Annotated in this window: 15 protein-coding genes and 1 pseudogene; 10 read left to right on the top strand and 6 right to left on the bottom strand. The window is 69.3% G+C overall.

Annotated elements, in window-relative coordinates; translation table 11 throughout:
* Positions 1-3 precede the first annotated feature (3 nt).
* Positions 4-1653, bottom strand: coding sequence for a carboxylesterase/lipase family protein (locus K5L01_RS11855; RefSeq protein ID WP_250064715.1), 1650 nt, complete (start codon positions 1651-1653; stop codon positions 4-6).
* Between the two features lie 246 nt (positions 1654-1899).
* Entirely contained in the window at positions 1900-2742 is an 843-nt protein-coding gene (locus K5L01_RS11850; RefSeq protein WP_250064714.1) for a class I SAM-dependent methyltransferase, read from the bottom strand.
* A 176-nt stretch (positions 2743-2918) separates the two neighbouring features.
* On the opposite strand from K5L01_RS11850, the gene K5L01_RS11845 reads away from it, so the two are divergent.
* The 3 genes from K5L01_RS11845 to K5L01_RS11835 all read left to right on the top strand — a co-directional run bounded on the left by K5L01_RS11845 (position 2919) and on the right by K5L01_RS11835 (position 7559).
* Positions 2919-3842, top strand: coding sequence for a hypothetical protein (locus tag K5L01_RS11845; RefSeq protein ID WP_250064713.1), 924 nt, complete (start codon positions 2919-2921; stop codon positions 3840-3842).
* A 247-nt stretch (positions 3843-4089) separates the two neighbouring features.
* A complete protein-coding gene (locus K5L01_RS11840; RefSeq protein WP_250064712.1) occupies positions 4090-5166 on the top strand; it encodes a chitinase in 1077 nt (358 codons plus the stop codon).
* A gap of 311 nt (positions 5167-5477) precedes the next feature.
* Positions 5478-7559, top strand: a complete 2082-nt coding sequence (locus K5L01_RS11835; RefSeq protein ID WP_250064711.1) for a gluconolaconase — start codon at positions 5478-5480, stop codon at positions 7557-7559.
* A gap of 162 nt (positions 7560-7721) precedes the next feature.
* Here the strand turns inward: K5L01_RS11835 and K5L01_RS11830 are convergent, their stop codons facing one another.
* Entirely contained in the window at positions 7722-10742 is a 3021-nt protein-coding gene (locus K5L01_RS11830) for a TonB-dependent receptor (protein ID WP_250064710.1), read from the bottom strand.
* Between the two features lie 206 nt (positions 10743-10948).
* Positions 10949-11317, bottom strand: a complete 369-nt coding sequence (locus tag K5L01_RS11825; protein WP_250064709.1) for a YciI family protein — start codon at positions 11315-11317, stop codon at positions 10949-10951.
* Between the two features lie 169 nt (positions 11318-11486).
* On the opposite strand from K5L01_RS11825, the pseudogene K5L01_RS11820 reads away from it, so the two are divergent.
* From K5L01_RS11820 to K5L01_RS11795, 6 genes and pseudogenes are all read left to right on the top strand, one after another.
* A pseudogene (locus K5L01_RS11820) lies at positions 11487-11906 on the top strand (YciI family protein); the annotation flags it as partial.
* 48 nt (positions 11907-11954) lie between these two features.
* Positions 11955-12389, top strand: coding sequence for a VOC family protein (locus K5L01_RS11815; RefSeq protein WP_272494202.1), 435 nt, complete (start codon positions 11955-11957; stop codon positions 12387-12389).
* A 2-nt stretch (positions 12390-12391) separates the two neighbouring features.
* The gene (locus K5L01_RS11810) at positions 12392-12796 is read left to right on the top strand and encodes a VOC family protein (protein ID WP_272494201.1); all 405 of its coding nucleotides are present in this window, start codon (positions 12392-12394) and stop codon (positions 12794-12796) included.
* Between the two features lie 351 nt (positions 12797-13147).
* Positions 13148-14401, top strand: a complete 1254-nt coding sequence (locus tag K5L01_RS11805; RefSeq protein ID WP_250064707.1) for an RNA polymerase sigma factor — start codon at positions 13148-13150, stop codon at positions 14399-14401.
* Positions 14402-14504: 103 nt separating this feature from the next.
* The gene (locus K5L01_RS11800) at positions 14505-16154 is read left to right on the top strand and encodes a M28 family metallopeptidase (protein WP_250064706.1); all 1650 of its coding nucleotides are present in this window, start codon (positions 14505-14507) and stop codon (positions 16152-16154) included.
* A 137-nt stretch (positions 16155-16291) separates the two neighbouring features.
* On the top strand, positions 16292-18244 hold the full coding sequence (locus tag K5L01_RS11795; RefSeq protein WP_250064705.1) for a WD40 repeat domain-containing protein: 1953 nt from the start codon (positions 16292-16294) through the stop codon (positions 18242-18244).
* A 54-nt stretch (positions 18245-18298) separates the two neighbouring features.
* Here K5L01_RS11795 and K5L01_RS11790 read toward each other — a convergent pair whose 3' ends face one another.
* A complete protein-coding gene (locus K5L01_RS11790; protein ID WP_250064704.1) occupies positions 18299-18901 on the bottom strand; it encodes a hypothetical protein in 603 nt (200 codons plus the stop codon).
* A gap of 331 nt (positions 18902-19232) precedes the next feature.
* Here K5L01_RS11790 and K5L01_RS11785 point away from each other — a divergent pair, with 331 nt between their 5' ends.
* Positions 19233-20141 (top strand): oxygenase MpaB family protein, encoded by a 909-nt coding sequence (locus K5L01_RS11785; RefSeq protein ID WP_250064703.1) that lies wholly within the window; start codon positions 19233-19235, stop codon positions 20139-20141.
* Between the two features lie 190 nt (positions 20142-20331).
* Here the strand turns inward: K5L01_RS11785 and K5L01_RS11780 are convergent, their stop codons facing one another.
* The gene (locus K5L01_RS11780; RefSeq protein ID WP_250064702.1) at positions 20332-22413 is read right to left on the bottom strand and encodes a M13 family metallopeptidase; all 2082 of its coding nucleotides are present in this window, start codon (positions 22411-22413) and stop codon (positions 20332-20334) included.
* Between the last annotated feature and the right edge of the window lie 83 nt (positions 22414-22496).

Raw genomic sequence — 22496 nt, 5'->3', positions numbered from 1 at the left:
CGCTCAAGGGTGGGCAGGGGGAGGGGATGACGGTCCGATGGAGAACCGTGGCCAGAGACCGGAGGTGGCAGGGGTGTGGACCGCCACCACCTGCGCGCCCTCCTCGGTGAAGCGCAGGGCGCTGGCGCGCCCGGGATCGAAGCGGCTCCAGGCCGCCGGCGCCGCGGGACTTCCCTCGGCGATGAAGCGCGTCCAGCAGCGCATCATCCGCTCTGCGGTCCGCTGCGCCTGTGGCGCGCGCCCGATCTTCGCTGCCAGGTAGGGAGTGTCGGTCGTGCCGAACACGAACGGCACATCGCTGGCATGCGGGCTGCTGTCGGTGCTGCCGGCCAGCGGGAACGCGAATTCGTAGGCCCATGCCGGCTGCCCGGCCCGCGCCTGCCGGCCCAGCAGGTGCAGGATCGGCGCCCGGAACACCAGGTCCGTATACAGCCGGCGCCAGGTCGAGGCCGGGTCGGCCTCGCCGCCATAGGCGTCGATCACCCCCGCTGCATCGGGCTGCTCGGGAAAGGCGTAGTGCGCATCGATCAGGCTGCGCGTGCGCGTGCGCAGTTCACCGGCACTGGCCGGCGGCGCCAGCGGCGACAGGCGGGTGCCGGCGCCATCGTCCAGCGCGAACCAGAAGTCGGCCTCGCTGCGCGTCCAGCCGGCCAGCAGCGGGACCGTCATCGGTTCGGCATCGTAGGACCACGTGCGCAGCAGCCTGCCGTCGCGTACCGGTGCGGTCGCCGGACGCTGCATCCGCGCCTTGAGGCCGGCCGAGCCGGCGAACGCCTCTTCCTGCCGTTGCAGCACGTCCCCGTCCAGGCCGCGCACGGCGGGCACCGTGATGCCCAGCTGGTCGCACAACGCTTCGGTATAGGCGGTGGCGGATGCCATCTCGGCGAACATGGGCGGCCGGAACAGGGGCGGACTGTGCGCGATCGCACCACGGAACAGGCCGTCGCCGAGCCGGTTGTGGGCGATCAGCGCGACGTTGGCGGCGCCGGAGGACTGCCCGCCCAGGGTCACCTTCGCGGGGTCGCCGCCGAATGCGGCGATGTTGTCGGCCACCCAGCGCAGCGCCGCCAGCTTGTCCTGCAGCCCCCAGTTGGCGCACATCCCCGTCTCCGGATCCTCCAGCGCCGGGTGCGCCAGGCCGCCCAGCGCGCCGAGGCGGTAGTTGAGGGTGACCACGACCAGGCCGCGCGCGGCGAGCCGGCGTCCATCGACCGCCGCGGCTCCGCCCTGGCCGCTGCGGGTGGCACCGCCATGCACCCACACCAGCACCGGCAGTGCGGCGCCGCTGTCCAGGGTGGGCGTCCATACATTCAGGTACAGGCAGTCCTCCGACAGCGCCGCCGGCGGTTCGTTGAGCCAGCGCTGGTTGCCCTGCAGCGACTGCAGGCTGGCCGGCCCGACAAGGGCGGCATCGCGCACGCCGGTCCAGCCCGCGACCGGGCGCGGCGAACGCAGGCGCAGTGGTCCCACCGGCGGTGCCGCATACGGCACGCCGAGGAAGGCGAAGCCCGCGTCCAGCCGCAGCCCGCGGAGACGGCCGTGGCCGGTGGTCACGACCGGCCGCCGGTCGGGCGTGCCGGCGCCGGCCACGGTGGCCAGGCCGAGGCCGATCAGGGCGCCGGGAATGGCGGCGATCACGCTGCGGCGCTTCATCGTGCGCCGGCGCATGGCCGGAGGGCGGCGTGTGGGCGGCGAGCGCCGCGCGCGGGAGGGACGGACATGGCGAAGGGTTTCCGGGATGGGGGAGGGCCACCGTAGGCGCCGGCGCGCCGGTTGCCGAGCCCGGGCGCCGGAATGCCTGCGCATGGCTCCGTTCCGCCTATGCCGCCGCGCGGCTTGGTCGCCTGCTGCCGCGGTCCGCGGTTGCCGGTGCCGGTGCCGGTGCCGGTGCCGATGCCGTCAGCGGCGGATGGCGAATACCCCGTCCAGCTCAGGACGCGCGCGGAAGCCGGCCTTCTCCAGGCGGGCACCGACTTCCCGCGGCACATCGCGGCCGCTGGTGAGCCGGTTCGGCGTGCCGGTGTAGTGGAACAACCGCCCGCCCTTGCGCAGCACCCGTGCCAGCTGGTCGTAGAACGCCTGCGAATACAGCTCGCCGGCGATGCCGAAACGGGGCGGGTCGTGCAGCACGGCATCGAACGACCCCTCGGCGAGGGTGGCCACCGCCACCGAGACGTCGTCATGGACGAGGGTCAGCCGCCCGCCGTAGGCCTCGGCCTGCAGATCGGGCGACCAGGGATTGAGCGTGCGCAGCCAGAGCACTTCCGGGCTCTTCTCGTAGGAGCGTATCGCGGCCGCACCGGCCTCCAGGCAGCAGGCGGCGAAGTAGCCCAGGCCACCACAGGTGTCCAGCACCTGCCTGCCCTGCGGGGCGACCAGCGCCACCTTGCGGCGTGCATCCTCGAGCGGGCAGGTGCGCGCGGTGGGCAGCATCTTGATGCCGTCGATCTCGAAGGTCGGTACGTCCCATCCGGTCGGCACCAGTTTGTACAGGCCGCTGCCGAACCGCGCGGCGGGCATGAATGCGTGGCCATCCCAGTAATAGAGCGTGCGGTCCTTCAGGCGCTGTGGCCAGGGGTAGCGCTGCCCGCGCCATTGCCAGCCGTCCGCCGCGAGCTGCGCGGTGTCCTGGCTGCGCCCGAGGTCGAACGAGGCGGTGAAGGCGGTGCCGCCGGCGGCGTGCGCCTGGTGCATGGCGTCCAGCAGTGGGCGGCCGATCAGGGGGCCGGAATAGGGGGGCATGCGGACGGCGTGCATAGGCGGGGGCGGGGAAGGCGGCGTCCGGGCATCGTAACGCGGGGCTCCGGCGCCGCGACGATTCCGGAACTCACCGCCCCGTCCGCGGTCTGTTGCGGGCCGGCCAGGCGCCACCGCATGCCGGGGTGTTCCCTGCCGCTCAAACGAGGAAGCGCATGCGGGTGTCGTCTGCACATGAACCGTGGTCCACCCGTGTCGGCGCTGCCCTGGCGACCCTCGCGGTGCTGTGCCTGCTGGCACGGATCCTCTGGCAGGTGCCGGAGACCGGCGCCGGCAGCCAGGCGCGGCGCCTGACGGTGCGCTGGCTGCCGCGGGAAAACGGCGCGCCGCTCGCGGCGCCGTCACCGGCCCCTGAACCGGTGCGGCGAGCGGCGCTCCCGGCCGTCCGCACGGTGGCGCCGCTCGCCACGCCCCGGCCGCCGCCGCAGGCGCTCCCGACGCCCGCCGTGGCGACGCCGGTCCCGGGCGCGGCGCCGGGCCTGTACGGCCGCCTTGGCGAGATCGCGCTGCCCGACGGCATCGTCGGCGAGGCGCGCACGCGCGGGCATGACGAACAGGTGTTCGAGCACCGCGACGAGCTTGCGACAGGCGTCGGGGAACGGGCCACCGCCGGGTTGTTCTCGAAGCGTCCGGCCGGACCCGGACAGTCGGGCAAGGAACGCTGGCTCTACGGCGACGACATCCAGCCGGCGGAGGCGCGGCGCCCGCCTCCGGTGGCGTTCGATCCCACGCTGCATGAGCGGCCCTCGGACCTCGGCAGTGCGGCCACCGGCGATGCGTACAAGGCCGCGCCGGTCCGGCATGTGCCGGTCCCGGGACTCGGCGGCGAGGCCAGCCGCGGCCTCCGTGCCGCCATCGGTGAGCTGGAACGGCGCTATCCGGCCTGTTCCAGCGAACGCCGCGCCCGGTGGCTGGCCACCGCGCTGCAGCATCTGGAGGCCCTGGAACGGGTGGAGTACCGCTACCGCCACGGTGCCGACCCGGTCGAGGCGCAGCATACGCTGCCGGCCGCGGCCGACAGCGCCCATGACCTGGCGCGCCGCGCGTTGTGGGAGGCCGAGCGCCAGATGAAGACCTGCGGCTGAACAAGGGAGACCGGCGCTGACGGCCCGGCCGCCGGCGGGGCATGCCGGGGCGGCACGGGATGTCCTTGCCGCGGCGCGCGCGGATGGCGGCAGGACACCGCGCGGGGCGTTGCCGGGCGTGCGGCGGGCCAGTACCGGGCCGCCGTCGCGCCATTGCCGGACAACTTGTCCAAGGTGATGTTCCGGAAGGGTTTTCCGCTCTCTAACGTGCCTAGAATCATCGGCTCTTCCAGCACATGGGATTGCGATGAAGTCGATCAGCCTGTTGGCCTGCCTGCTTGTTCTCGCCGCCACCACCGCCGGTTGCCGCACCGGCCAGCAGGGGGCCGCCGGCGCGGGTGCCGGCAGCGTTCCGGGGCACAGCCACCCATTGCCGCGGCATGCGCTGGTCGGCTACCTGCACAATTTCGACAACGGCACCGGGGTGCTGCCGCTCGGTGACGTGGACGACAGCTGGGACGTGATCGTGCTGGCGTTCGCCGACGACATGGGCGAGGGCAGGATCGCGTTCAACCCGGCGCCGGAACTGGAGCGCACCCGCCTGATCGCGGACATCGCGGCCAAGCGGGCCCAGGGCAGGATCGTGGCGTTGTCCTTCGGTGGCGAACTGGGGTCGGTGACCCTGCAATCGCAGCGCGACGAGGACAATTTCGTGCGCACCACCGCCGAGGCCATCGACACCTTCGGGCTGGACGGCATCGACATCGATCTGGAGAAGGTCGCCGGCGTAGTGCACGGGGCCCCGGTGGTCCGCCACCTGGTGTCGGCGGTCAAGCGCCTGCATGCCATGTACCCGAACCTGTATGTCTCGATGGCGCCCGAACACCCCTACGTGCAGGGCGGCTGGGTCGCGATGGAGGGCATCTGGGGGGCCTACCTGCCATTGATCGATGGCCTGCGCGACGAACTGGACCTGCTGCACGTGCAGCTCTACAACAATGGCGGCCTGCCCAGCCCGTACGCACCCGATCCGTTGCCGGGCGGCAGCGTGGACATGATGGTGGGGTCGGCGAGGATGCTCATCGAGGGCTTCGAGCTGGCGGGCGGCCAGGGCCGCTTCGCGGGCCTGCGCCCGGACCAGGTGGCGCTGGGCCTGCCATCGGGCCCGTTGGCGGCGGGCAACGGCCAGGCCACCCCGGCCGACATCAACCGCGCCTTCGACTGCCTGACCACGGCGACCGCGTGCGACACGGTGACGCCGGCGCGCCCCTACCCGGACTTCCGGGGGGTGATGACCTGGTCGATCAACTGGGACGTGGCCGACGGCCGGGTGTTCTCCGACCCTGTCGGGACCCACCTGAGGCAGATCCGCACCGCCCGCTGAGGACGGCGATACCGGCGGGCGGGGCTGTTTCCAGGGCCCGCGGCAGCCTGCATGGATCAGGCGTGCCGGGAGGATGCGCCCACCGCCGGTACCGCGCGCGGCAGCCGGCCCGGCAGCCGCCGGGAACGGCATGCCCGGTTGTTATGGCCGCCGCGGCATCGCGGGCGCGGTAGGGGGGGCGCCGATGCCGTGCGGAGCGGCGTGTGCGGGCCGCCGCCGCCGCGGGGCGCTGCCGGGACACGTGCCGAAGGAGGGTTCCGCCGCGGGCCGCGAATGTCTATGGTGCCCGCTTCGCAACCGCCGGGACGGACATGGGACGCAAACGCTGGGGGATGGCCGTCGCAGTGCTGACGGCAGTGGCGCTGGCCGCCAGCTACCTCTGGGAGCGGGGGACGCCGCACGAGACGGACGTGCCGGCCACGCCCCTGGGATGGCGCGCGCAGATCGCGCTGCTGGCCGGCGACGGCATTGCCGGCGACCGCCTCGGCAGCGGCGCACAGAGCCGCTTCAGCGACCCCTGGGGCCTGGCGATCGATGCCGGCGGCACGCTCTACGTGGCCGATGCCGGCGACAACAACCGCATCCTGTACCGCTGGCTGGACGGCGACTTCCACGTGCTGGCCGGCGGCCGCGAAGGCTTTGCCGACGGCGTGGGCGGGGAGGCCGCGTTCCATACGCCGTCGGGGATCGCCCTGGACCGCCACGGCAACCTGTATGTCGCCGATACCGGCAACCATGCGATCCGCAAGGTCACGCCGCAGGGCGAAGTGAGCACGCTGGCGGGCGACGGCGTGGCCGGCTTCGCCGACGGCGTCGGGCGGCACGCGCGCTTCGATGGACCGATGGGCGTGGCGGTGGATGCGCAGGTCCGCGTCTACGTCGCCGATACCTGGAACGACCGCATCCGCGTCATCGAGTCCGACGGCCGGGTGTGGACGCTTGCCGGCGGCGACCATCCGGGCTGGGCCGATGGACAGGCCGGGGAGGCGCGCTTCGACACACCGACCGACCTGGCGGTCGATGGCAACGGTACGCTCTGGGTGGCCGACCTGCGCAACGACGCGGTGCGGACGGTGACCCGCGGTGGCCGCGTGGCCACGCCGCTGGGGCGGCCCGACGGTGCGCGCGCGCTGTGGGGGCCGATGACGCTGGCGGTCACCCACGACGGCGTGGTGTACGTGGCCGAGCGCAGCTCCGGGCGGGTGGTGCAGGTCTCGCCGGCCGGGCATGTGGTGGCGGTGGCCGGGGACGTGCAGCGCTTCGCGCGGCCATCGGGCCTGGCCCTGGCGGCGGACGGCAGCCTGCTGCTCGGCGACGCCGACGGCTACCGCATCCACCACCTGCGGCCCGCGGCCAGCGGCGACCTCGCCGACGCGGCGGTGGTCGGCCCGTCGATGGACAACCCGCTGCCGCGCAACGAAGGCCGCTGGCCGCTGGCGCCGCAACTGGACTGGCACGAGGTGGTGGGGACGCTCGGAGAGGTGCGCGGGACGTTCCGCGGCGAGAGCCGGCACCATCTGCACAGCGGCTTCGACATCCGCGGCGACGTCGGGCAGACCGTACGCGCCATCGCCGCGGCCAAGGTCAGCAGCCCGCTGGCGACCTGGAGCCTGGGCGGCCAGGCCGAAGGCCTGTCGCTGGACATGCTGGACTACATCCACATGAAGGTCGGCCGCGACGCCGGCAACCGGCCCCTGGACCCGGCGCGGTTCCAGCTGCTGCGGGACGGCGACGGCCGGTTGGAGCGGGTGCGGGTGCGCCGCGGTACCCGTTTCATGCCCGGCGACGCCCTGGGCAGCATCAACAACCAGGCCCACGTGCACCTGGCGGTCGGTCCGTCGGGCTACGAACGCAACGCCGTGCGCCTCGGCTTCGCCCACTATGCCGACCGCGTACCGCCGCGGATCGACGACATCGCCCTGCTCGACGCCACCGGCCGCCGCCTGGACGCACGCCGCGACGGCCGCCTCGCGGTGCCGCGCGACGGCGGCGGCCTGCAGCTGGTGGTGGAGGCCTGGGACCAGGTGGACGGCAACCTGCCGCGGCGGCGGCTCGGGCTGTACGCGCTGGGCTACCAGATCCTCGATGGCCAGGGCCAGCCGCTGCCGGGTTACGAGCAGCCGCGCATGACCATCGAGTTCAACCGCATGCCGCCGCAGCCGGATGCGGCGAAGGTCGCCTATGCCGAGGACAGCGGCATCACCGTGCATGGCAGCGCCCGCACCCGCTTCCGCTATGTACTGACCAACACCGTGCGCGACGGCACCTTGGCCAGCGGCACCCTGGAGCCGTCGTTGCTTGCGCCGGGGAACTACACCCTCCGGATCACGGCGCGCGACTTCAGCGGAAACGAGGCGGTGGCGGGGCGGGAGCTGGCGGTGACGGTATTCTGATTGTCGGGGCCGGCTTGGCGGGGAGTGGGGCAATACAGCTCGCTGGCTGAAAGCTCGGCCCAGTACGTTCCGTTGTCTGGCTTGGTCTTTTCTGGAGCGGAGTGGAAATAGAAAGACCCGGCACGGGGCCGGGTCTAAAGAAGTGCTTGGTACGTGTTTGGATCAGAAGTCGTAACGGATACCCAGACGCATGTAGCGCGGGGTGGAGTAGCTGATCACGCGGTTCGTTTGGTTATACAAATTACCGATCGAGCCATTTTCGCCGTACTCGATGTAGTTCTGGGCACGCTGCGAGTTGGTGACGTTGAACAGGTCAACTGAAACTTCCAGCTTGTTGTCCAGGAAGGACGGACGGTAAGCCACGCCCATGTCCAGGCGCCCTATCCAAGGCGTGGTACCGGCAGAGCCGCGCGGCATGACTTGGCCATTGCAGTAGCGGTAGTAGGGACCAGCATACTCAACGGTGTTGCTGAACTCGCCATCCGGATCCGGGCCCGCATAGTAGCCAGTGCAGTTCATCGGTCGCCCTGACATCAGGGTGAAGGTGCTGGAGAAGCGCCACTCCTCATTGAGCTGGTAATGACCAAAGGCCTTGAGGTAGTGGCGACGATCATTGGGCAGGTTGCCATTGGCGTGGAGCATGATTTCCGGATGGTCCCAATCCATCGTCTGCGAGACGTCGGTTTGGGCCACGTCGGACTTCAACTGTCCCTCCGCATTACCGTAGTTGTGCGACCAGGTGTAATCGATCTTTCCGTAGAATTTCCCGTCGAACGGATGCTCCAGGAACACATTCACACCCTGGTAGCGGCGCTTGAGCTTCGGGAAGCCCATCTGCTGGGCAGACAGGGGGACGGTCACCAGGTTGCCGGTGCCATCGTCCAGCTGGAAGGTGTTGCCCACGCCGGGGTTGAACAGGCGGCAGTTGCCCAACCCGTCACCGAGGGCTTCGGCCACGGCGTCGGAATATCCATTTTCGAGTGCCCAGTAGTAGGCCGGGCGCCAGTCGCACATGTCGTCGATCGCACTCTTCAGATCACGGAACATGTAGCGCGCACCGAAGGCCAAGGAGTCACCAAGCTGCTTCTCGAAGCCCAGCACGAATTCGTCCTGATAGTGCGACTTCAAGCCCTTGGCAGCCACCGATGCCGGATCAGGCGCCTGACCATACTCGTTGTTGGACGAGTAGGGACCGTTACCCAGCGCCACCGTTCCTTGAGGCAAGCCGGTATTCGGGTCAATGCCGGTGAAGGAGAAGTACTCCATGGTGTACGTGGAACCGGCTGCGCCACGCAGCGCCACGTTGTTCGGCATCGCCAGGTGATACCGGCCAGCGTTGGCGAACACCTTCAGCGAAGAATCGCCGTAGACGTCCCAGGTTGCGCCGATACGCGGAGCCCACTGGTTCTTCTGCTCGACATAGACGATGCCGTCGGCATTGAAGTTCTGGAAGCTCTCGTTGCGCAGGCCAAGCGACAGCAGCCAGTTATCGGTGACCTGCCAGCGGTCCTCCAGATAGAAGGCCTTCTGTTCAACCTTAAACATGCCACCGTTGGCATACACGTATTTCACGACATAGTCGCCATTGCCACCAGGCCCACGAGCGCCACCGCTGCCCGGGATGGTGTCGTTGGCATTGGCGGCGCCCATCGACTCATAGAGCCAGCGGTAGCCCGGTCCGGCCGTCACTTCGCCGGCACGTGATTCGGAGTTCTGCACGTCATAACCGCCGCGCAGGGTGTGATTGCCTAGGCGCCATTCCAGATCGACGCGATAGCCATCGGTCTTGTCATATGCATCCGGATAGTCGAGCTGCGCGAATGCACCGTTACGGACGGGGTTGGCGACGTTGCGATTGTCGCTGACGTAGACCACGCTCGGGTCATAGCCCCACGGCTCAGCGATATGATCCTGCTCCTGCTGCCCATAAAGCGCGGTCAGTGTCAGATTGTCGGTCAGATAGCCGGTGTATTTGCCGATGTAGAGTTCGCCGCCATCCTTGTAGTAGAAGCCACTGTTTTTGACCTTACCGGGCTTGAAGATATCCGTTCCCATGTAGTTGTACTCGTACGTTCCCATTGTCTGCTTGGTCACGTCGGAGATCCCGGTGAATTCCAGCAGATGGTTATCCGTGATGTACCAGTCCAACTTTGCGAGCCAGCGCGGAACTTCGTAATCGCGTTTCTGATAGCCCGTGGGGGTATTCGAACGGGTGGAAACTGTAGTCCGGTCTTGATCCTCAAACTCTGCACCGGCGTAGAAGAACAGGCGATCCTTGACGATTGGACCACTGGCGTAGACGCCGTAGACCAGAGAGTCGGTGGTCTGGGCGCTCAGGTTCTGGTACACCAAACCGTCCGTGGCGGGCAGCTTGCCGGTGTTGGGAAAGTAGATGTTGCGCGAGTGCGCGCGCAGGTCCTTCGGCGACCAGAGGACCTGGGCACCTGCTTTGAATTCGTTGGTGCCGCTCTTGGTGATGATGTTCACCACACCGCCAGTAGCGCGCCCGAACTCGGCCCCATAGCCGCCGGTGATGGCCTGGAACTGCCCGATGCCATCGAAGGGCAGCGTGGTCGAGCCGAGGTTGGTCAGCGGGTTGGTAACGGCATAGCCATTGATATAGAAAGCGTTCTCTGATGCTGCCGAGCCACTGAACGAAGTGACATTGCCATAGCGCGAATCGGCGGCGATGACGCCTGGAGCAAGGAGCGCCAAGGCATTGATGCTGTGTCCCACGGACATCTTGGAGATCTGCTCCGCAGTGAACACCTGCCGGCTGTCGGTAGCGGAGACGTCAATGGGCGACATGGCGCTGGCGCGCACTTCGATGCGATCAATGTCGGTGGTGGTGCCGCTGCTGGAGGTACCAAAAGACACCTCGCTGCCGGCGCCAAGCTGCACCATGACATCGGACTTGGAAGCGACGACCACATCGTCCCTCTTCAGCCTTACTTCGTATTTGCCGACGGGAAGGGCCGAAGCGCTGTAGCGCCCGTTGCTGTCGACACGGATCTCACGAGTGAGCCCAGTATCCGTGTTGCGAATGACCACAGTGGTGCCTGGCTGGCCGCCTGAACCGAAAATCGAGCCGGATGCATTGGACTGCGCGTAGGCGCTGCTCGCAATGCAGAGGCCCAGAGCAACGCTCAAAGATGCGCGCTGTATCGACTTGCGTTTGATCATCTCTTCTCTCCCTGTGAAATTGGTCTTGGTCTGGCCAGACTGAACAAAGGCCGAACGCCAAGTAGGCCGACAATAACCGCAGAGAGGTAAAAAGTTAACAAGTCATGAATGATTTTATATGAAAATTTTTTATTTTCTATTTTATTCAATGTCTTAGGTGTCAAGGGGATGTGGTCATATGGCGGTGGATGCCGTTTTCTACCCCTTCAGCATGGCTGGCTGGCGGAGCCCATCGGCTCCACCTCCCTTACCTCGATGCTTCCGTAGGCCGCCCATGGGAACTGGCGGGCGATGCACATTGCCGCGTCGGCATCGGCAGCCTCGATCAGGTTGAAGCCGGCGAGGATCTCGCGGGTTTCGGCGAACGGACCGTCGACGATGCGGGACTGGCCATCGCGAGTGCGCAGGGTCCGGGCAGTGGCCGGAGGCCGCAGTCGCTGTGCCAGCTGCAGGGTGCCCTGCGCCTGCAGGACGTCGGCATGGTGCAGGCATTGGCGCATCTGTGCGTCGTACTCCTCCTGGGAGAGCGATTGCAGCAGCTCCGGGTCGATATAGATCAGCAGCAGGAACGTCATGGAAGCGGCCGGTATGGGTGAGTGGCCATCTTGGGCCAGAAACGGGCGCTCCCGGAAATCATGAATGCATTCATAAAAAAGCGCGTGGATCGTGTCGATCCGGGGAGTGCTGGTTCGTCGTCTTGGATGTGAAGCAGATCAACCGATCCGCAACCGGCAAGGCATAGCAATGAAAGTGATGGTGATGGTGAAGGCATCCGCTGACAGCGAGGCCGGGAGAATGCCTGCCCAAGCCGAACTGGCGGCGATGCGTACCTACAACGAGCGTCTGGTGGAGGCCGGCGTCATGTTGGCCGCCGAAGGCCTGCATCCAAGCCGCCGTGGGGTGCGGGTGCGGTTCGACGGCACGCGGCGCAGCGTCATCGATGGCCCGTTCGCCGAAACCTGCGAGCTGGTCGCCGGCTTCTGGCTGTGGCAGGTCCGCTCGATGGAGGAGGCGGTGGAGTGGCTCAAGTGCGCCCCATTCAACCCGGACGGTCGCGCACCGATGGATGTAGAGATCCGTCCGTTCCTCGAGGCGGAAGACTTTGGCGATACCTTCACCCCCGAACTGCGTGCACAGCAGCAGCGTCTGCATGAGCGCATGGACCGCAACGACGGATCCGGATTCCAACCCCCGACGACAAGGAGCAGCACGATGAAACTGATTCCCTTCCTGGGCTTCAACGGCGATACCCATGAGGCAATGGCGTTCTATGCCAGGGCGCTGGGCGGCAAGGTAGTGTCTGAAATGCACTACAGCGACATGCCGCCCGAGTCCGGCATGGACGGCGATGGATGCGGTGGTTTCATGCCGCCTCCGGACCACGTCGCACATTGCCAGGTCGAGGCCGGCGGCGCAGTGCTGATGGGGGCCGACGGCACGCAGCGCGGTGAAGGCGGCATCACCATCACGGTGGATGTGGAGAGCGTCGACGACGCCGAACGCATATTCGCGGCGCTGGCCGAGGGCGGCCAGGTGCAGGTGCCGCTGGGCGAGACGTTCTGGGCCAGGCGCTGGGGCATGCTGGTGGACCGTTACGGCAAGCCATGGATGGTCAACTGCATGGCGCCGATGGACGGAGGACGGTGACGATGGCCATGCCCCGGATGATCTTCGTCAACCTGCCGGTACGCGACCTCGAGGCCTCGAAAGCGTTCTTCGGCGCGCTCGGCTACACCTTCAATCCGCAGTTCAGCGACCACAATGCCGCCTGCATGGTGGTCAGCGAGAGCATATTCGTGATGCTGCTGGTAGAAGCATTCTTCCAGACATTCACCGCCAAACCGCTCGTCGATGCTCGCAGGCAGACCGAGATGATCACCTGCCTGTCGGCGGAGAGCCGCGCGGCGGTCAATACGCTGATGGACAAAGCGTTGGCCGCGGGTGCGAGCGAACCGATGCCGGCGCGCGATCATGGTTTCATGTACCAGCGCGGCTTCCAGGACCTGGATGGGCACCTTTGGGAAATCGCCTACATGGAGGCGCGGTCGGATTGATCTGCGGTCGCTCGCATCCGGGTGCGACCCTCCCCGCGGCGCCCTTCGATGAGCAGACGATGGTGCGCTACAGGGAGGGGGCCGCTGTGCAGGTACCGCAACGGGGCCGTGGCCTGCATCGGTTGTTTGCACGTGTCCGCACCGTGGCCGGGGCGATGCCCGGGTGGTGGCCGCCCCGTGCCTGGTCGCCAGGAGGTGTGCTGCGCGATGCCAGGTTTCTGCCCGGGATGTGCTCAAGGTCTTCGTCGATCTGTGAGCGGTCAGTGGGATGGATGCCGCGGTACGTGGCGGGAATGTGATGGCTTCCACTCGCTTGCACGCGCGGCAGGGCGGTGGTGTGATCGTGGAACGATGGACCAACGCGAACTCCAGCGCAGGCTCGATACGGTGTGGCGGATGGAATCGTCGCGCTTGGTCGCGCGGCTGGCACGGATGCTGGGCGATCTGGACAGCGCCGAGGAGCTGGCCCAGGACACGCTGGTCGCCGCGCTCGAGCACTGGCCACGACACGGTGTGCCGGACAACCCAGCCGCCTGGTTGATGGCCACTGCCCAGCGGCGGGCGATCGATCTTTTGCGCCGGCGTCGCCTGCATGCAGGCAAGCAGGCGGCGATGGCGCAGGCATCGGACCACCAGGGGAGCATCGTGCGCGACCACGAGCGCGAAGTGGAGGACGACGTCGGCGATGACCTGCTGCGGTTGCTGTTCGTCGCCTGTCATCCGGTTCTATCGGCCGATGCGCGCGTGGCGCTGACCCTGCGCCTGTTGTGCGGATTGAGCACGGCCGAGATCGCGCGCGCATTCCTGCTCCCGGAGCCCACCATCGCCCAGCGCATCGTCCGCGCCAAGCGCACGCTCGCCGAGCGCCGCGTGCCGTTCGAGGTGCCGCGGCGCAGAAACCTGCCACGGCGGCTGCGCTCGGTGTTGGAGGTGGTCTACCTGGTCTTCAACGAGGGCTACGCAGCCAGCCAGGGCGACGATTGGATGCGCCCGGCGCTGTGCGGGGAGGCGCTGCGCCTGGCGCGCGTGCTGGCCGGGTTGATGCCCGGTTCGGTGCCGGTGCTGGGACTGCTGGCGCTGATGGAACTGCAGGCCTCGCGGATGAACGCACGCACCGATGCCGATGGTGCGGCAATACTGCTGATGGAGCAGGACCGTGGCCGCTGGGACTGGCTGCAGATCGCCCGTGGGCAGGCGGCACTGGAAAAGGCACGGACGCTGGGGGGCGATGATGATGCCTATGTGCTGCAGGCCGCCATCGCCGACTGCCATGCACGGGCTCGCTGTGCCGAGCAGACCGACTGGCCGCACATCGCGCGGCTGTATGCACGGCTGGCGAGGGTGCTGCCGTCGCCGGTGATCGAGTTGAACCGGACGGTCGCGGTGGCGCGGGCCCAAGGACCCCAGGCCGCATGGACGATGCTCGAGGCGCTGCAGGAAGGAGGGCGGCTGGAGGGCTACGCACCGCTGCAGGCGGTACGTGGCGACCTGCTCGAACAGCTGGGGCGCCGCGATGAGGCGCGTGCTGCGTTCGCCCGCGCCGCCGAACTGAGCGGCAACGCCCGCGAACGCGATGCGCTGTGGGCGCGCGTGGCGAACCTGTAGCCGGGCCTGCCGGTGTCGCACGGTGGCCAGGCTGCCCGGCACTGCCCGTACGGTCGCGCCGCTGGCTACACTGCCCGGGTTGTCCGACCCTGGGAGTAAACCAATGAAGCGAGTGATCATCAGCGTGCTGGCGCTGTCGGTGTCCTCGGCGCTGCTGGCCGCGCCGCCGAAGTTCGACGGTGCGCGGATTTCCGCCGACGTGAAGGAACTGGCGTCCGACGCCTACGAGGGCCGTTCCCCGGCCACCGCCGGCGAGGAGAAGACCGTCGCCTACCTGAGCCGGCAGTTCGCCGAGGCCGGCCTGCAGCCGGGGGGCGACCTGCAGGACGGCAAGCGCCTGTGGACCCAGGCGGTGCCGCTGCTCAAGGGCGACATCATCGGCAAGCCGCAGCTGTCGCTGTCCAGCAAGGGCACGCCGCAGGTGCTGACCCAGGGCCAGGAAATCGCCGTGCGCGCGGCGATGAACGGCGACGCCGCGGTGGCGATCAAGGATGCGCCGCTGGTGTTCGTCGGCTACGGCGTGAAGGCGCCGGAACGCGACTGGGACGACTTCAAGGGCGTGGACCTGAAGGGCAAGATCGCGGTGATGCTGATCAACGACCCGGATTTCGAGACCGGAACCGGCGATTTCGACGGCAAGGGCATGACCTATTACGGGCGCTGGACCTACAAGTACGAAGAGGGTGCGCGGCAGGGCGCTGCGGGCGTGCTGATCGTCCATGAGACCGCGCCGGCCTCGTACGGCTGGGCGACGGTGGCGGGTTCCAACACCAACACCATGTTCGACGTCGTGCGCGACGATCCCGCCGCGGAGCATCCGCCGCTGGAGGGCTGGATCCAGCGCGACCTGGCGGTGGCGATGTTCCGCCGCGCCGGGCTCGATTTCGAGGCGCTCAAGCGCCAGGCGCAGACGCGCGATTTCCAGCCGGTGGTGCTGGAAGGGGAGACGTTCTCCGCCGACTACGCGGTGAAGACCGAAGTCATCACCTCGCACAACGTGGTGGCGCGGCTGGAGGGCAACCGCCATCCGGACGAGACCGTCCTGTACACGGCGCACTGGGACCACCTCGGCGTGGGCGAGCCGGATGCGGGCGGCGACCGGATCTTCAACGGCGCGCTGGACAACGCCAGTGGCACCGCTTCGCTGCTGGAGCTGGCGCGCGGCTTCGCCAAGATGCCGCGGCCGCAGCGGTCGGTGGTGTTCATGGCGGTCACCGCGGAGGAGAAGGGCCTGCTCGGTTCGGAGTACTACGCCACCCATCCGCTGTATCCGCTGGCCAAGACCGTGGCGATGATCAACATGGACGGCATGGCGCCGTACGGGCCGTCGCGTGATTTCGGCATTTACGGCTCGGCGAAGATGGAGCTGCTCGACCAGCTCAAGGACGTGGCGCGCGGCTGGGACATCCGCTACACCCCCGATCCGCTGCCGGAGGCCGGGCTGTTCTTCCGCTCCGACCACTTCCCGTTCGCCAAGCGCGGCGTGCCGGCGCTGTCGTACTCGGCCGGGCAGGACTGGGTCGAGGGCGGCGTGGAGGCGGGCAAGAGGGCATCGGACGACTACACCGCCAAGCGCTATCACCAGCAGGGCGACGAGTGGCAGCCGGACTGGACCTTCGCCGGCGCGGCGCGCGATCTGGAGGTGGTCTACACCCTGGGCGAGCAGCTGGCCAATTCGCGTGACTGGCCGAACTGGAGTGCCGAGGAAGCCTTCCGCGCGGTGCGCGACGCCAGCGCGGCCGAGCGCAGGTAAGGCGCCCGGCGGCCTCTCCGCGCCGGGGAGGCCGCCGCTGCGGATGGAAGGCGTGCGTTGCGTCGCGCTGCCCTATCATCCGTCCCCACGCCCGCACGGGGCTTTCGAGGGCGGGCACGGGCATGTGGAAGCGGATGGTGTGGCTTGCGGGAATGGTGCTGCCGGCGATCGCCGCGGCCGCCGCGCTGCCGCCTGGCTGGCAGGTGGTGGCTACGTCCCAGGCCGAAATCGACGGGCGCTTGCCGGCATCGCTGCAGGTGCCGCTGCTGGCCAGGGGCGGCAAGCCGCTGCCGCAGGTGGAACTGCTGGTCGCGCTGCCGTTCGACCGGGTGTTGCCTGCGGTGCAGGGCGCGCTGGCGCCGCAGGGCCGCTTCCAGGCGCCCGTCGAACGCACCCGCGTGGCCTACATGGCGCATGGCTGGGGCGGGGTGATGATGGCGCGCCGCCCGGAGCTGAAGGCCGAGTACGTGCAGCGCGCCGACCTGCCGGCGCTGGAGCGCGCGGTCGCCGACGGTGCCTTGCTGGCCGAGGAGCTTCCGGAACGCCTGGCGCGCCTGCAGCGCGATCCGGCCTACTCTGCGCAGAGCGACACCCTGGCCGCGCTGCGGGTGCCGTTCGCGAGCTGGAGTGCCAGCGACGAGCAGCGCCACGGCGTTGCCGGCCGTTCCCGCAGCCGCATCGAGGTGCGGGTGATGCAGGTGGACGAGGCGATGGGGCGCCCGGCCACCGTGGTCAACCTGCGCCGCGTCGACGAATGGCCCAACCCCGCCGGCGGGGTGCTGCAGCAGTTGCGGGCCCTGGCCGACTTCAACATCCTCGGCAGTGGTCCGTCGGCGCGGATCAGCCGCAGCCGGGTGCCGGAACCACTGTTCGCATCGCTGTCGGCGGCCCTGCGCGCGCTGCCGGGCGCGGACCTGCAGCTGGGTGCCGATGCGCGGGACTGGATGCCTCCGGCGGCCCCGCTGGCGGCGATCGTGGAACCCGTGCCGGTGGCGCCGGCCGATGAGCCGGGCTTCGCCGCCACGCGGATGCTGGTGATCCCGCGGGTGCTGTCCGAACAGACCTTCGACGCGGCGGAACTGCTGCCGCTGGCCGACGGCAGCGTGCTGCTGGTGCAGCCGCGTCCATTCGCACTGCTGCGCTGGGCCGCGGCGGACGGCGGCACGCCACGGACCGTGTGGCGCGCGCCGGATCCGGACGTGTCGCGCTGGCAGCTGGCCGGCGACCGCGACGGCAAGGTCGCCTACCTGGCCATGCCCGGGCAGGTGCTGCGCTTCGAGGTGGAGGCCGCGGCGCCATCGGTGCACCCGCTGCACTACGACTCCCCGGGGGTGGCCGGCGACGCCTACCTGCGCTTCATGCACGATGGCGGCGGCGTGCCGCAGGCCTATCGCCACGACCATCAGGACGGGCAGCAGCGCTTCAGCCTCTGGAGCGTGGCCCGTCCCGTTGCCGGCGACGGCCTCCCCTGGCACGCCGGACGCCGTTTCTCCGCGCCGCGCCAGGCGCTGATGGATGCCGGCTTTCCGGGCAATACCCGAATGAAGCCGGTGCAGTGGGACGCCCCGGGCGCGCCGTTCTGGGTGGAGGACGCGGCGGGGCTGGCCGAGCTGGACGGCCACAGCGGAAGGGTGGTGCGGACGATCCCGCTGCCGCGCCGGTTCGGCGAGGCCGATCCGCACGATGCCGCCGGCATGGCGCAGTGGGTGCCGGCCCCGTTCGCATCCGCACGTGGTGGCTGGATCGCGGTGGGGTTCGTGCTGATGGAAGACCGCCAGCGCACGCCGGGGATGCATGTCGTCGACGTGGCGACCGGCGAGGTGCGCCGCTCGCCGGCGCTGCCGGGGCTGGATGCACTCAATGCCGCGGCCGGCTCGCCCGATGGCCGGCGGTTGGCACTGGCGGGCAACCGTGGGGGCGTGGTGGCCGCGGTGTGGGACCTGGAGACCGGCCAGTCGCAGCGGCTGCGCGTCGACCACGACCGCTGCTGGGATCTGCGCAGGCTGGCCTGGAGTCCCGACGGCGCTGCCGTATGGGGGCTGTGCGGGGATGCACTGGTGCGCTGGCCGTTGCCGGCGTCCTGGCCGTAACGCACCGCAGGCAGGGCGCGCCGGGGCCGTGCAGGCCGCCGGCGCGCGCAGGCGTCAGAACGCGGGCTGCAGGCGCAGGCCGTCGTCGCCGATGTGGTTGAGTTCGCCGACCAGCTGCGAGTGCTGCCGCATGCGGCCCAGCTCGCGCATGATGCGGATGTCCTCGTGGCGCAGTTCGCGGTTGGCGGTGACCGCCTGCTTGTAGTCCAGTACCTCGGGGTAATGGCGGGCCATCTCCAGCGCCTCGGCGACCTCGTCCACGCTGTCGGCATCGGAGCTGATGCGGGCGCGGCTGTTGAACGCCTTCATCCAGCGCTCGAAGCCCGCGGTATGGTCGAACATGTTGGCCATGAACCAGATCACGAACAGGATCGCCACCCAGGAGCCGACCACCACCACCACCCGGGTGAAGGTGATGTGGAAATCATCGCGCCACAGATAGTTGGTGATCAGTCCCAGGATCAGCAGCGAGGACGCCTGCCAGAGCACGATGGACACCATCAGCCACTGGCACTTGGCCTTGGCCAGGAGCGCGACCTCGTCGCGTATCTGTTCGTCGCTGAGGCGCTTCCAGTGTTCGACCTGTTTCTCGAACGGGCTGCGGTACAGCTCATTGTCCTGCAACAACAACCCCAAACCTTTGAACAACGCGATCATGGTGAGCTCCTTGCAGTTGCTTCTGGAACGAGCGGCGGATGCGGCGTGGAACGATTTGGCGCTTCCAGTTCTAGCACTTTCATGCGGCTTGGCAATGGGCGCGGCGCGAAGACAGCGAACGGCTGCGCGTGCCGGCGCCGGGACGGGAGGGCGGTTTTTGCGCTGCGGCAGCGCTTAAACCGCGGAAAGAACGCTTGGAACGGGCGCGGCGTGCTGCGCCCGCACATCGGGGGTGCCGGCGTGCCGACGCGCCCGCCGATGAGGCGGGACGTCCCGCCGCCGGGCCGCGGCCGCGGCGGGCGCGCGCAGCGCCTGGGCTACGATGCGCACCATGCCGCGTGCTCCCGGACCGTTCTCCGCCACCGCCTCCATCCGCCGTTGGGTACTGGGGGCCTTCCCGCGCGACCGTGACAACCAGGCCTACGATGCGCCGTTGGGCGACCCCGGCTGGTTCGGCCCGGACAGCGTGACCTGGCGTGTCCACGGCGAATTTCCCGGCATGCTCGCCGGCGGCCTGTGCGCACTGATGCTGCAGGTGCTGCACCCGCGCGCGCTGGCGGGGGTCTACGACCATTCCAACTTCCGCGAGGACCTGGTCGGGCGCCTGCGCCGCACCACCCGCTTCGTCGCCGATACCAGTTTCGCTCCGACCGCCTTGGTGGAACGCCAGATCGCGCGGGTGCGCCGGATCCATGCGCGGGTGACGGGCACGCTGCCCGACGGCAGCGCCTACGCCGCCGACGATCCGGAGCTGCTCACCTGGGTCCACGTCACCGAGGCCTACGGCTTCCTCGAAGGATGCCGGCGGTACTGCCGCGCGGTGCCGCCGGCGATGGCCGACCGCTACTACGACGAGTACCGGCGCGTGGCCGAAGCGCTCGGGGCGCGTGACGTGCCGGCCAGCCAGGCGCAGGTGGGCGCCTACTTCGAAGCACAGCAGCCGCGGCTGCGGATGGACGGGCGTTCGCGCGAAGTGCTCGAGGTGCTCGGCGCGGTGCGGTTGCCGGTACCGTTGTCCGGCGTGTCGCGCGAAGTGTTCCTGGCCGCCGGCCGGGCGTTGCTGTCGGACTGGGCGGAGCGGAGGATCGGTAGCCGTCGGCGGCTGCAGTCGGCGGTGGCCATACCGGTGCTGCGCCGCCTGGCGCCGGTGTTCCGTGGCGCGCTGGACGATGGGGCGGCCGCGCATGCGTGCGCACGGGTGGGCGTGGATCCGGCGATCCTGATGCGCTGGCCGGAATAGGGCCGGCGCCGCAAGCGCGGCGGCCGGTCCTGGCGCCCTCCCGCCGGCGTGCCGGTGAGGGTGCCATCGGCGGGTGCCCGTGGCCGCGCTGCTGCACGGGTGGCGGGTGCGCGGGGTTCTCGGGCCTGGCGGGCCAACGGACAACGGGCACCGAAGCGCCCGTTGTCCGTGGTCGTCGCCTGCGGTCGCGTCACCAGACCTTGACGCGTTCCTCCGGCGCCAGGTACAGCGCCTGGCCCGGCTCGACATCGAAGGCCGGGTACCAGGCATCCAGGTTGCGCACGGTCAGGGCGCGGAACTGGCCCGGCGCATGCACGTTGGTCAGCAGCGCGTTGCGCAGGGCCTGCTCGCGGGCCTTGCTGCGCCAGGCCTGGGCAAAGCCCAGGAAGAAGCGCTGGTCCGGGGTGAAGCCTTCCAGCGTCTGCTCCTGCGTGCCCTGCAGCGACAGCCGGTAGGCATCGTAGGCGGTGGCCAGGCCGGCCACGTCGGCGATGTTCTCGCCCAGGGTCAGGCGGCCGTTGACGTGCACGCCGGGGAACGGCTCGTAGCGGCTGAACTGCACGGCCAGTGCGTCGCCGGCGGCGTTGAACTGCTCCAGGTCGCCGGCCGTCCACCAGTTGTGCAGCTTGCCGGTCGCGTCGAACAGCGCGCCGGCGTTGTCGAAGCCGTGGCTGATCTCATGGCCGATCACCGCGCCGATCGCGCCGTAGTTGACCGCGTCGTCGGCCGCGCCGTCGAAGAACGGCGCCTGCAGGATCGCGGCCGGGAACACCAGGCGGTTCTCCAGCGGCACGTTCATCGCATTGACGGTCTGCGGCAGCATCGCCCATTCGCCGTGGTCCACCGGCTGGCCCAGCTTGGCGAGGTTGCGCCGGTACTCGAACAGCGCCGCGCGCTGCGCGTTGCCCAGCGCGTCGTCGCGCTTGACTTCCAGCGCGCTGTAGTCGCGCCACTTGTCCGGGTAGCCCATGCCTACCTTGAGACCGGCGACCTTTGCTTGGGCGTGCGCCTTGGTCTCCGGCGACATCCATTCCAGCGCCTCGATGCGCTTGGCGAAGGCGGCGATGATGTTCCTGGCCATCTCGTCGGCGCGGGCCTTGGTGGCGGCGTCGAAGTGGCGCTCGACGTAGATCTTGCCGACCGCCTCGCCGATGGCGGTGTTGGTCTCGCTGACGGCACGCTTCCAGCGTTCGCTCTGCTGCGGGGTGCCGCTCATCGCGGTGCCGTGGAAGGCGAAGTGCGCGTCGGCGAAGGCCTTGGGCAGGTAGGGTGCAGCTTCATCCAGCGCGTGGAAGGCGAGGTAATCCTTCCACGCGTCCAGCGGCTCGCCGGCGACCAGCTTCGACAGCCCGGCCACGGCCTCGGGCTGCCACACGATGAAGTCCTGCTGCGCCGACAGGCCGGCCGCGTCGAGGAACGCCGCCCAGTCCATGCCCGGCGCCTTGGCGGCCAGGTCGGCCTGCTTCCAGGGGTTGGCGCCCTTCTCGACGTCGTTGGTCTCTTCCTGGGTGGCGTGGGCGCGCGCGATCTTCGTTTCCAGCGCGACGATGCGCGCGGCCTTGGCGGCAGCGTCGGCATCGCCGGACAGCTCCAGCAGCCGCGCGACATAGCCTTCATAGGCCTTGCGCAGCTCGGCCATGCGGCCGCCTTCCAGGTAGAAATCGCGGTCGGGCATGCCCAGGCCGCCCTGCACCAGATAGGGCGCGTTGCGGTCCGGCTGCAGCAGGTCCACCGACACCCAGAGGCCGAACAGGTGCGGCGTATAGAAGTCGGTGGCGTTGAGCAGGTCGACGTCGGCGCGCAGGGTGCCGCCCAGCGCCCTGGCCAGGGCCTGGGTGTCGGCGATGCCGGCGATGGCCTGCAGCTGTGCCTGCACCGGCACGGTGCCGCGCGCCTCGATGCCGGCCTCGTCCATGTAGGCGGCGTAGTAGTCGCCGATCTTGCGGACCTCGCTGTCACCATCGCCGGCCTTGCCGGCCTCTTCCATGATCGTGCGGGTAGCGGCCAGGGTCTGCTCGGCGATCACGTTGAAGCTGCCGAAGCTCGAACGGTCGGCCGGGATCTCGGTGCGCTGCACCCAGCCGCCGTTGGCGTAGTCGAAGAAGTTGTCGCCCGCGGCGACGCCGCGGTCCATGCCGGCGGCGTCGAAACCGACGCTGCCGCCCTGCGGGCCGGGCACGGTGTCGGGCGGTGCGGGGGTGTTGTCGCCACAGCCGGGCAGGGACAGGGCCGCGGCGATGGCCAGTGCGGTGATCGAACGGTGCAGTGCCATGCGGGCTCCGGGGCATGCGGGAGAAGGCGCAGTTTAGCGGCTTGCCCGGAACCGGGGCGAGGCCGCCGTGGCGGCAGCGGGCG

This window comes from Stenotrophomonas mori, from assembly GCF_023556335.1.
Classification (GTDB): Bacteria; Pseudomonadota; Gammaproteobacteria; order Xanthomonadales; family Xanthomonadaceae; genus Stenotrophomonas; species Stenotrophomonas mori.
The sequence above is the reverse complement of the archived record's forward strand: the minus strand, read 5'-3'. Positions and strand labels throughout refer to the sequence as shown.